Origin of the sequence: Algibacter sp. R77976 (assembly GCF_044594645.1) — a bacterium.
Classification (GTDB): domain Bacteria; phylum Bacteroidota; class Bacteroidia; order Flavobacteriales; family Flavobacteriaceae; genus Algibacter_B.
In genome coordinates this window covers 2013141-2025815 of record NZ_CP138989.1, presented here as the reverse complement: position 1 = coordinate 2025815, position 12675 = coordinate 2013141, and the positions used below count along the sequence as shown (strand labels likewise).

Below are 12675 nucleotides of genomic sequence, written 5' to 3'. Positions count from 1 at the left end.
TCTAATTTACAAATTCATATAATAGCCGTAGATTTTTAAAAAAGACGTAAAAATCAAAAAAAACATCACATTAAAATCTCCTGTTTATTATAAAAATTATCTTTATAAAATATTTGTAAAAAAAATTGAGAAACCATTTAAAAAACTTAACGCTATTTTTAAAAGGAGCTAACTTTTATAGAGGGATTAGACTTACCTCTAGCATATTATTACCATTAATTTTACTTTATTTTTTAGGCTATTTTCAATTTGCTCCGGCCATAGTTGTAGGTATATTTTTAAATGCTCCTAGCGATATTCCTGGCAGTTTAAAAAGAAAGGTTAACGCTATTTTAATTAGCATTGGATTAACCGTACTTATTACGGCTATTGTTCTATTTTTAAAACCATTTTTTCCTTTATTAATACTTGCTATTACCATTATTTCTTTTGCAATATCTTTAATTTCTGTTTATGGTTTTAGAGCCTCATTAGTATCTTTTTCTGGACTATTAGCCATGGTACTTGCTTTTGCTGCAGAGAAAACAACCCACACAGACATTTTATTACATCTTGCACTTATTAGCATTGGTGGACTTTGGTATCTATGTATCTCGTATATTTTTCAACTATTAGTTCCTAAAAAGGATGAAACACAGCTACTTTCTGACACCCTAAACCTTATTGGAGAATATTTAAATTTAAGAGCTAGGTTACTCACAAAAAAAAGTAAAAGAGAAGCACTTACACAACAAGCTTTTTTACTTCAAACACAAATAAACGAAAAGCACGAAACTTTAAGAGAGGTTTTTCATAGTGAACGAAAAAAATCTGGTCGATCTCACTACGACGAAAAACAATTATTAATCTTTATCTCTTCTATAAACATTTTTGAACTTATTGAAGCAAAACAGCTAGATTACAAAGAACTAGATAGATTATTTAGCGACAGAAAACATTATTTACGGCCTGCAAAAAAATTAAATAAGATACTAGGAAACCATCTTATACGGTTGTCTGAATTACTAATTCAAAATAAAAAAATCCCTAATAAAAATCCTTTATTAAAATCCTTAGCTAAGGCTAAAAAAATAATTTCTATCTATGTTGAAGACATAACACTTCCTAAAGCACGTGAAGGTGCCTTGGCATTACAAAACCTATATGATTACCAAGAACAATTACTTGCAGAAATCAGGTCTATAAGACGTGTTATGGCAAACGTGAAAGACGCCTCTAGTGTTTCATTAAAACGGCAAGATGCCAGCCAATTTTTAACACTACAAGAGTATCACCCAAATGTTTTAATTCAAAATTTAAGTTTTAAAGCCCCGTTGTTTAGGCATGCACTTCGTATTACTGTTGCCCTTGTATTTGCATTTGTATTGGGCACTATATTAGATATTCAAAACACATATTGGATTCTTTTAACCATTATTGTAATTATGAGACCCAATTATGGGTTAACAAAAGAGCGCTCTAAAAACCGTATTATTGGGACCTTTATTGGAGCTACTGTTGCTATATGTATTGTATTAATCACTCAAAATGTAATTATTTATAGTGTTTTAGCCATTATTTCTTTGACTTTAGCTTTTGCTTTAATGCAACAAAACTATAAATCTGCCGCTGCACTAATTACTATTAATGTTATTTTTATTTACTCCATAATTACCCCAAATGCTTTACAGGTTATTCAATATCGTGTTATTGATACGGTAATTGGAGCTAGTATTTCAATCTTTGCCAATTATCTATTATGGCCTAGCTGGGAAGTAAACAATTTAAAACATGTTTTATTAGAGGCTTTACAGAAAAACAAAACTTATTTATTAGCTACTAAAGATTTATATCATAATAAAACCAATAACCAATTGGCTTATAAAATTGCCCGAAAAGAATCTTTTTTAGCAATTAGTAATTTAAATGCTGCTTTTCAACGTTTAACTCAAGATCCAAAATCTAAACAAAAAGAATTTCAGTTAATTTATAATTTAACAACCCTAAACCAAACTATGATTTCTGCTACAGCTTCCATTGGAAGTTTTATACTTAATCATAAAACCACACCACCATCTAAAGAATTTGATGCTGTTATAGATAGGGTTATAAATACGTTACAAATGTCTCGCGCCATTTTACAAAATGTACCCCCTAACACACTAAAAGATGCAATACCTATTGATGATGCTCAAAAGAATCTTCAAAATGCATTTTATGATTTAGGAGTTAAACGAGATAAAAACATAAAAAAGGGTAACATAGAAATAAACACCAAAACCCTGCATCAATTACAAGAAGCCTATTTAATTACTAGTCAGTTAAATTGGTTAAAAACGCTCTCTGAAAATCTTAAAAAAGCAACTATTCGATATAATAAAATCATAAATGAAGATAATATCTAAATCGTTTTAATTAAAAAATCAAGATGAATTCAAGTTTTACAATCTCAAAATAAGCTCTGGATAAGTGATTCACTCTCTTTGCTTAAATAGGAAAGTGATTCTCTAGAGATCCCGAATCCAGTTCGGGATAAGCGATTCACTCAAGTTTTTTTCAAAAACTTGGTTCTCTGCTTACATATTTCGGCGATACTGCCCACCTACCTCAAACAAAGCATTGGTAATCTGACCTAATGAACATACTTTGCACACATCCATTAGTGACTCAAAAATATTTTCGTTGTTAATCGCTTTGTGTTGAAGTGCTTTCAATAAGACTTCTGTATCATTTGCTTTATGAAGATTTTCTAAAGTTTTAATTTGAAATTCTTTCTCTTCTTCTGTCGCTCTAATAACTTCCGCAGGTAAAATAGTTGGTGAGCCTTTACTACTTAAAAACGTATTAACTCCTATAATTGGAAATTTACCATTATGCTTTAGTGTTTCGTAATACAAACTTTCTTCCTGAATTTTAGAACGTTGATACATTGTTTCCATAGCTCCTAAAACACCACCGCGTTCTGTGATTCTATCAAACTCTAACAAAACGGCTTCTTCTACCAGGTCGGTTAATTCTTCAATAATGAAAGAACCTTGTATTGGGTTTTCATTTTTAGTCAATCCTAATTCTTTATTTATAATAAGCTGAATGGCCATGGCACGTCGTACAGATTCTTCGGTAGGTGTTGTAATCGCTTCATCGTAAGCGTTGGTATGCAACGAGTTACAGTTATCATAAATCGCATACAACGCTTGAAGTGAGGTTCGTATATCATTAAAATCGATTTCCTGAGCATGCAAACTTCTACCCGATGTTTGTATATGATACTTAAGCATTTGTGCTCTAGCATTGGCCCCATATTTATGCTTCATGGCTTTTGCCCAAATTTTACGAGCAACACGACCAATAACAGCATATTCTGGATCGATACCATTTGAGAAAAAGAATGATAAGTTTGGACCAAATTTATTGATATCCATACCCCGACTTAAATAATATTCTACATAAGTAAAGCCATTCGATAAGGTTAATGCTAGCTGTGTAATTGGATTCGCTCCTGCCTCGGCTATATGATAACCAGATATTGAAACCGAATAAAAGTTTCGAACGTTATTATTAATAAAATATTCTTGAACATCGCCCATTAAACGCAAAGCAAACTCAGTAGAAAAAATACAAGTGTTTTGTGCTTGATCTTCTTTTAGAATATCAGCTTGAACGGTGCCTCTTACTTGTGCTATGGTATTTTTTTTAATTTCTGAATAAACAGATTCTGGTAATACTTGATCTCCCGTAACCCCCAAAAGCATTAATCCTAATCCGTTATTACCTTCCGGTAAATCACCATTATATTTAGGTCGAACTTTTCTTTTATAAAGATTCGCTATTTTAGTTTCTATTTCCTTTTCTAAGTTATTTTCTTTAATATAAATTTCGCATTGCTGATCTATGGCAGCATTCATAAAAAACCCAAGCAACATTGGTGCTGGCCCGTTAATGGTCATGCTTACAGAAGTCATTACGTTTGCTAAATCAAAACCAGAGTATAATTTCTTAGCATCGTCTAAACAACAAATAGAAACCCCAGCATTTCCAATTTTCCCGTAAATATCTGGACGATAATCTGGATCGTTACCATAAAGTGTTACACTATCGAAAGCTGTGGATAAACGCTTAGCTGGCAAACCTGCACTTACATAATGAAAACGCTTATTAGTTCGTTCTGGCCCGCCTTCTCCTGCAAACATTCTTGCTGGATCTTCTCCTGTTCTTTTAAATGGGTATAAACCTGAAGTATACGGGAATTCTCCTGGAACATTTTCTTGTAAACACCATTTTAAAATATCGCCCCATGCTTGATATTTAGGTAAAGCAACTTTAGCTATCGGCGTGTGCGATAAAGATTCGGTGTGCGTTTCAATTTTTATTTCTTTATCTCTAACTTTAAATGAATAAATTGGGTTTTTATACGTGTTTACTTTTTCATCCCATCCTATAATAATTTCCCAATTGTATGGATCTAAATCAAGTTTTACTCTATCAAATTCTGCAACTAAAAGTCTAATAAAGTCTTTGTTTTCAAAAGAAACTATAGATTCAGAATCAATTCCAAACTTATTTAATACAGGTTGTTTTCCAACAACAGAGTCTATTGTTTTGTAAATGCCATATAATTTCTGGGCAACCTCTACTTGTGCATCTGCTTTTTTATCATAAGCACGATTATTCTCCGCTATTTCAGATAAATAGCGCGTTCTAGAAGGCGGAATAACAAATATCTTTTCACTCATTTCGTTTGAAATGGTAAAAGTCGATTTTAAATCGGAATCTACTTTTTCAACCAATTTATCCATGACTGCTTTATAAAGCGTATTCATTCCTGGGTCGTTAAACTGCGATGCTATAGTTCCAAAGACAGGTAAATCATCTTGATGAACATCCCAAAGGTTGTTATTACGCATATATTGCTTTTTAACATCGCGTAAAGCATCAAGCGACCCTCTTTTATCAAACTTATTTATAGCAACTAAATCGGCAAAATCAAGCATATCAATTTTTTCTAATTGTGTTGCTGCACCAAATTCTGGAGTCATTACATATAAGGATACATCAGAATGTTCTATAATTTCTGTATCAGATTGCCCAATACCAGATGTTTCTAGAATAATTAAATCGAATTCCGCAGCTTTTAAAACTTCAACGGCTTCATTTACATGTTTAGATAAAGCTAAATTAGATTGACGTGTTGCTAAACTTCTCATATAAACCCTTGAGTTGTTTATAGAATTCATTCTAATTCTATCACCTAATAAAGCACCTCCCGTTTTTCTTTTAGAAGGGTCAACAGAAATTATTCCAACTGTTTTCTTTGGAAAATCTATTAGAAAACGTCTTACTAATTCATCAACCAAACTAGATTTACCAGCACCACCAGTTCCCGTAATCCCTAATACAGAAGCCCCACCTAACCTCCCCGAAGGGGAGGAACTCTTGCTCGGTTGAGTGAAAATATTTTTGAAAGCTTCTTGATTATTTTCTGCTAATGAAATTAATCTTGCTATGGTTCTTACTTCTTTATTTTTTAAACTTTTTAAAACTTTTGCATTACCCATCTTTACTAACCAAGAGTCCTCTTCATTACAAACTTTTCCTGTTTGCAGTTCCTCCCCTTTGGGGAGATTAGGAGGGGCTTCAGACTTTTCCACCAAATCATTAATCATACCTTGTAGCCCCATTTCACGGCCATCATCTGGAGTATAAATTCGAGAAATTCCATAATCCATTAAATCTTTAATTTCAGCAGGTAAAATAACGCCACCACCGCCACCAAATATTTTTATCTGTTCTGCACCTTTTTCCTTTAAAAGGTCATACATGTATTTAAAATATTCATTGTGCCCTCCTTGATACGATGTTATACAAATAGCATTTACATCTTCTTGAATGGCAGTATTCACGACTTCTTCAACACTTCTATCGTGTCCTAAATGAATCACTTCAACTCCAGTAGCTTGAATAATACGACGCATAATATTTATGGACGCATCATGCCCATCAAAAAGTGCTGCTGCTGTAACAATTCTAACTTTATGTTTTGGCTTATATACCATTTGGTGGTTCATTCGTAAAAATTATTAGATATTAGTCTTGCAATTTACGAAATATTCAAAAAAATAAGTGGTTTGCAAAATATTATATAAAATTTTAATCACAACACTCCCTTGTATCATTTTTAAACTAAATTTAGTGCCGAATAACAACTTTTATGAATAAGATTACCATTTTAATACATTGTAAGGACAGACCTAACATTATTGCTTCGGTTACCAATTTTATAGCAAAAGAAGGCGGTAATATTGTTTATATAGACCAGTACGTTGATAGAGAGCAAAATATCTTTTTCATGCGTTTAGAAAGTGAGTTTATTTCGGATTCTTTTTCTACAAATGATTTCAAATCTGTCTTTAAAACTGATTTAGCCGATACATTTAAAATGAAATGGAGAATTTATTCATCTGAAAAGAAACCTAAAATGGCTTTGTTTATTTCTAAATACGACCATTGTTTATATGACCTACTTGGACGGTATAATTCTGGTGAGTTAAATTTAGAGATTCCTTTTATAATAAGTAACCACTCAGATTTAAGGTCTATTGCTGATAATTTTAAAATTCCGTTTTATCATATTCCAGTAACAAAGGAAACCAAAGAAGAGGCTGAAGACAAACAATTACAACTTTTAAAAGAACATAGCATAGATTTTATTGTTTTAGCAAGATATATGCAAATTGTTTCTGGTAAACTTATTAATAAGTATCCAAATAAAATAATTAACATTCATCATTCGTTTTTACCGGCTTTTGTTGGAGCCAAACCTTACCATTCAGCGTATAAACGTGGGGTAAAGATTATTGGTGCTACTAGCCATTATGTTACTGAAGAGCTAGATGCAGGCCCTATAATTGAACAAGATGTTACAAGAGTCACACATTCTCACGCAATTTCTGACTTAATTTCTAAAGGAAGAGATCTAGAAAAAATAGTTTTGGCAAACGCTGTTAAGTTACACGCAGACAGGAAAGTCATGGTTTTTAACAACAAGACTGTAATCTTTTCCTGATGTTATGTTAAAAAAAACTTAATAAAAAAAGGTTTTTTTTGCTTTTCAAATGTTAATATTCATTAATTTTGTGACCAATTAATTTTTTCTGTGTCTTACAAGTGTGGAAATATTAACCATTAACTAAATTTTAATTTTTATGAAAACAAATTTATTTTTATGCCTAACTTTTTTATTAGGCTTAGGTTTTGCTCAAGCTCAAAACTTACCCTCAAGCCCAGAACCTGGGAAATGTTATGTAAAGTGTATTACTAAGGACGAATTCAAAGATGTTCAAGAAACTATCGAAGTTTACCCTGCTTACACAACATTAGAAGTTGTACCTGCTACCTACAAAACTGTAGAAGATCGTGTACTTATTAAAGAAGCTTCTAAAAAATTAGTTTATATCCCTGCGGTATATGAAACTGTTGAAGTTCCTTACACTAAGAAAGAAGGAAGAAGTGATTTAAACATCATTCCTGCAACTTTTGGAACTAATTCAAGAACTTTTGAAACTTACCCTGCAACTTCAGGATGGGAATACAAAGAAACTGCTTGTGATTCTCCAAACAAGGAAGATTGTATGGTAGCTTGTTTTGTTGGTTACCCAGCACAATACAGAGATGTATCTTTTACTACTTTAGCTAAAGATGCTACAGTAAGTAACACTCCTGTTAGCGAAGTACCTGGAACTTACACTAAGCAAGTAGTTAAGACTCCTGCTCGTATGGACCAAGTTGACATTCCTGCTCAATATGCAACTATCAAGCGTCAAGTATTAGCAACTTCTGCTACTACAAGATCTAACACTATTCCTGCTAAATCTCAAACTGTAACAAGAACTGTTTTAGCTAAGAAAGGTGGTATCACTACTTGGGAAGAAGTTGATTGTGGATTATTTGAAGCTAACGCTTTACCAATTTTTTACGAAACTGGTAGCGCACGTATAACTGCTGCTTCTAAGAAAATTATTGACGATAACTTATTAGCATTATTAAACAGCAAGCCTGTAAACGTTGAGATTATGTCTCATACAGATTCAAGAGGTAACGATGATTTCAACATGTCTTTATCACAACAACGTGCTAATTCTGTTGTAAACTACTTAGTATCTAAAGGTATCTCTAGAAGCCGTTTAACTGCAAGAGGATTTGGAGAGTCTAGATTAGTTAACCGTTGTTCTAACGGAGTTGACTGTTCTGCTGACCAACACCAAAGAAACAGAAGAACTGAATTTAGAGTTATCAATAACTAATTCAAGTTTTTCAGAGAGTATCTAATAAAGATATTTTAAATAATAAAAAGCCTGTGAAATTAATTTCACAGGCTTTTATTTTTTATAGGGGCTAGGTAATAAAACAATAAACAACCTTAGTTTGATATAAAAATCATGTGTTTATTGAATTATAAAAAACTGTTTTTTAGTTTCATATTCGACAGAATTAAACATGAACGATAAAAAACTTAAAGGTTACTCCCTGTAACTCGATTAGAATAACGTATAAGTTTTATTATTACCTAAAAATGTAAGACGTTGCATTTAATAAATTATATGAAAGCATGTTATACACTAAAAAAGAAAATCTAAAAAGCTTAGTAATACGATAATAATAATTCTAGAAAAATAATGATAATGACTATTCGTTATTTCAAGTTTAGTGATAGATATATAATCTTATGATATTTAAGTCCTAAGAAAGCTTATAAGAGAATTACATGTATACAACCTATCAATGAAACAGAAGAGAATAAAGACATGTTATCTTAAAAGAACCCTCTTTTAGAAATCACATGTTGAGGATATTTAACATTTTTCTTTGACACATTTATACCATAGCTATCCCACATTCCAGATACCATTAAATCAAAATACTTATAATGTATATCCCAATCATGTATAAGATTTACATCTATATCATTATGATTCAATAAAATTGGAACATCTAATAAGTTAATAAGCTTATATTTTACTTCTTCTAAACTAACACCATCAGCTTTTATCTCTGAGTCTCCAATTAAAAACTTAGGTGTGTCTGGACCCCAATCAATTTGATCATCACCCCAAAATCGAGGTTCTTTGATATCAAAAACTAAAACTTCTCCTTCAATTTCAGCATCATTCTTCTTTAATCTTAGTTTCCTTAAAACCACCTTTGTTTTATCAAAATAGGCTGGTGAATTAAATTTAAACCTCATTTCGTAAGACTTATTTAATTCTTCAGGTATTTTAATTTGATTTTTATGACTCTTTAAGGTATAAGCTAAAATAGACCGCAAGTTTCCTTTTAGTTCTAAATAAGACTTATGATCTACAACTCGTAATTCGCTATTATCTTCAACAAAATTTAAATTAATAATTTCGAAATCTTCCTCTTGCTCGATTTCCTCTACAATTTCTACTTTTTCGTAAGTCTTGACTTTAAACATTTCTGAAACGCTAATACGCTTTTTATTCTTATTTAGAAACCCTCCTATTTGATACCCTTTTAAGTCTGCGGGGTGCCCTTCCCAAAGCACATCGCCATAAGCATTATACAAAATACCATAAGGTAAGCTTCTTATATTGTTCTTCTTAAAAGTTTCACCTTCATAATCTAAAGCAATAGCTAATTTAGATTCATGTTTTAACATAAAACGATCAACTATATCTGGACTTTCCTTTGTTAGTGAAAGCACATAAAAATCATTTGGGTATTGCTCTTGAAGTGTTTCTAAATATTTTGAAACATGTATACATGGTCCACACCAAGTAGCCCAAAAATCAACAAAATAAAGCGTATTACTTTCTTGCTTAGCCAAAGCAGATGGCTGAATTTCTTCAGATATATTTATCTGCCCGAATACAAATGTCGAACTTAAAAAAAATAATAAATAGAGAGTAGTCTTATTAAATTTCATTTTTAGAGGGAACTTAAACTTGATTTCTTTATCAATGTTATTACTTATATAACAAACATTGTGCTAAAATAGTATTTTATTAAATATAGTTAAAAGACATTTTGGTTTAAGAACTAAAATTTATATTTGCCAAAATATAAAACCCAAAATCATGATACGTAAAATTTTAGTTGTTTTTTTAATATTTAACCTAATATCTTGTGCCGAATTACAACAAGTAGTTAGTCAATTACCACAAGGAGGAGGCGGTGTTCTTGGTAACACAGAAATAGCATCAGGTTTAAGACAAGCTTTAGACTTAGGGATAGACAAACAGGTTACAAAGCTAACGCAAACCGATGGTTTCTTTAAAAATGAATTAGTTAAAATTTTATTACCTGAAGAGCTTCAAAAAGTAGACAAAGCGCTCAGAGACATAGGATTAAGCAATTTAGCCGATGAAGGTTTAAAAGTACTTAACAGAGCTGCTGAAGACGCGGTAAAAGAATCGACTCCAATTTTTATTGATGCAGTTAAAGGTATTACGTTTGATGATGCAAAAAATATTTTATTAGGAAACAATGATGCTGCAACACAATATCTAACATCAAAAACTCAAGAAGCACTTTACGCTAAGTTTAACCCTGTTATAAAAAACTCATTTAGTAAAGTTGGTGCGGATGAAATTTGGAGCAACTTAATTAACAAATACAACACAATCCCTTTTACCAATAATGTAAATCCAGATTTAACAGATTATGTTACAGGTGAAGCTTTAAAAGGTGTTTACACCATGATTGCTGTTGAAGAAAAAGATATTAGAACAAAAGTATCATCAAGAACTACAGATTTACTTCAAAAAGTATTTGCTTTACAAGATTAAAAACTGAAATATTAGATTTAAAAACCGAATATAATTTATATTCGGTTTTTTTTATGTCGAGATTTAATAATTTTTTAACGTTTCAATGACGTCTAAATAAGCTATTTACACGTATTTTAAGTATAAATAATGAGCGTTATGAACACACAATTTTGTAGAGTTGGAAAAATTAAGCCCGACCTAAGTAAAACTTTAAGTTTAAAGGAATTAGAAAAAAGAATATCAAACTTTGTAGACGATACTACTAAAGTGCACTATTCTGAAGATTTAAACGGAGCGATTTAAAATAACTAAACGCTTTTGTAAGTCTAGAACCGTACCAAGAAAACATTTCGCCATCCACTAAAACAATTGTGGCGTTAGGATAATATTCTTGTAACTCCTGCTTATGCGTTTCTTTAAACGGAAAAGGTTCAGATGACAGTAAAACAAGATCTACATTTTCATGTGTAGCTGTTTTTAAAATATCTATTTCTGGATATCTCATTTTCGATGCGTACTTATTCTCAAAATTATTAAGCTGAAGTAAATAATTGATAAAAGTATTATTTGCAGCAACCATCCACGGATTTTTCCAAATAAAATAAACAGCTTTTAAAACAGACTTGTTTAGAATAAACGTTTTAAAATGATTCATTTCGTATTTAATTGTATTCGAAATTGAAATCGCTTTTTGCTTTTTATTGAATATAGAACCATATTGTTGAATGAGCTCAATACTATCATCAATATTATAAATATCTGATACGTGTACAGCACAAATTAATTCACAAGCCTCAACAATAACTTTAGTGTTTTCTTCCATATTACAAAGAATAACATCTGGTTGTAGCGCTTTTATTTTTTCTAAATTGATTTGTTTAGTTCCTCCAACTACAGTTACATTTGTTTTAATATAATGCGGATGGACACAAAATTTAGTTACACCAACTAAACTAGATTCTAAGCCTAAATCACAGAGCAGTTCTGTTTGACTTGGCACTAATGATATAATACGTTTTGGAGTGTCTTTAAGATGAACTATTCTATTAAGTTGATCTTTAAAAGTTATCAATTAATTAGCATTTAAATTAACTTAAAATAGCTTCCATTTCTTTTTGAAGCACTTCAGACTTTTTTGCAGCAGCTTCTGCAAAATCAGTATCGCTTGATGCATAAATAATACCTCTTGATGAATTAATCAATAAACCAACAGTATCATTCATTCCATATTTACAAACATCTTGCAAATTTCCACCTTGAGCACCAACACCAGGCACTAATAAAAAGCTATCTGGAATAATATTTCTAATATCTGCTAAATACTCCGCTTTTGTAGCGCCAACTACATACATTAAATTTTCAGCATTTTTCCAAGACTTAGAAGTTTCTAAAACGTGCTTATAAACTTCTTTCCCGTCTATGTTTTTGGTTTGAAAATCAAAAGCACCTTCGTTAGATGTTAAAGCCAACATAATAGTATGCTTATCTTCAAAAGCCAAGAATGGTTCTACTGAATCTTTACCCATATACGGTGCTACAGTAACAGAATCGAAGGCTAAATCCTCAAAAAAGGCTTTAGCATACATCGTACTCGTATTACCAATATCACCACGTTTTGCATCAGCAATTGTAAAAATCTCTGGATGCTTTTCGTTTATGTAGTTTATTGTTTTTTTTAAGGCTTGCCACCCCTTAATCCCGTAAGCTTCATAAAACGCTGTATTGGGTTTATAAGCAACACATAAATGATGTGTAGCATCAATAATAGCTTTGTTAAATGCAAAAATAGGATCATCTTCATTTAGAAGATATTTTGGGATTTTATTTAAATCAACATCCAATCCAATACATAGAAAGGATTTCTTTTTTTTGATTTGTTCTACTAGTTGGTTTGTAGTCACGTAGCGTA

Annotated in this window: 8 protein-coding genes; 4 read left to right on the top strand and 4 right to left on the bottom strand. The window is 31.4% G+C overall.

Annotated elements, in window-relative coordinates; translation table 11 throughout:
• The first annotated feature begins 125 nt into the window (after positions 1-125).
• Complete coding sequence (locus SJY43_RS08965) at positions 126-2384, top strand: FUSC family membrane protein (protein WP_396600405.1); 2259 nt, start codon at positions 126-128, stop codon at positions 2382-2384.
• A 171-nt stretch (positions 2385-2555) separates the two neighbouring features.
• Here SJY43_RS08965 and SJY43_RS08960 read toward each other — a convergent pair whose 3' ends face one another.
• Positions 2556-6044 (bottom strand): methylmalonyl-CoA mutase family protein, encoded by a 3489-nt coding sequence (locus tag SJY43_RS08960; RefSeq protein ID WP_396600404.1) that lies wholly within the window; start codon positions 6042-6044, stop codon positions 2556-2558.
• A gap of 143 nt (positions 6045-6187) precedes the next feature.
• Between SJY43_RS08960 and purU the strand changes: the two genes are divergently transcribed.
• Both purU and SJY43_RS08950 read left to right on the top strand, forming a co-directional pair.
• On the top strand, positions 6188-7042 hold the full coding sequence (gene purU, locus SJY43_RS08955) for a formyltetrahydrofolate deformylase (RefSeq protein WP_396600403.1): 855 nt from the start codon (positions 6188-6190) through the stop codon (positions 7040-7042).
• Positions 7043-7181: 139 nt separating this feature from the next.
• Positions 7182-8279, top strand: coding sequence for an OmpA family protein (locus tag SJY43_RS08950; RefSeq protein WP_396600402.1), 1098 nt, complete (start codon positions 7182-7184; stop codon positions 8277-8279).
• Positions 8280-8788: 509 nt separating this feature from the next.
• On the opposite strand, the gene SJY43_RS08945 is transcribed toward SJY43_RS08950, so the two are convergent.
• Positions 8789-9922, bottom strand: coding sequence for a TlpA family protein disulfide reductase (locus tag SJY43_RS08945; protein ID WP_396600401.1), 1134 nt, complete (start codon positions 9920-9922; stop codon positions 8789-8791).
• 151 nt (positions 9923-10073) lie between these two features.
• Between SJY43_RS08945 and SJY43_RS08940 the strand changes: the two genes are divergently transcribed.
• Positions 10074-10784 (top strand): DUF4197 domain-containing protein, encoded by a 711-nt coding sequence (locus SJY43_RS08940; RefSeq protein WP_396600400.1) that lies wholly within the window; start codon positions 10074-10076, stop codon positions 10782-10784.
• Positions 10785-11028: 244 nt separating this feature from the next.
• Here the strand turns inward: SJY43_RS08940 and SJY43_RS08935 are convergent, their stop codons facing one another.
• Positions 11029-11838 carry an ABC transporter substrate-binding protein gene (locus tag SJY43_RS08935; protein WP_396600399.1) on the bottom strand — a complete coding sequence of 270 codons (810 nt, stop codon included), beginning with the start codon at positions 11836-11838 and terminating at the stop codon, positions 11029-11031.
• A gap of 16 nt (positions 11839-11854) precedes the next feature.
• On the bottom strand, positions 11855-12667 hold the full coding sequence (gene pyrF, locus SJY43_RS08930; protein ID WP_396600398.1) for an orotidine-5'-phosphate decarboxylase: 813 nt from the start codon (positions 12665-12667) through the stop codon (positions 11855-11857).
• Between the last annotated feature and the right edge of the window lie 8 nt (positions 12668-12675).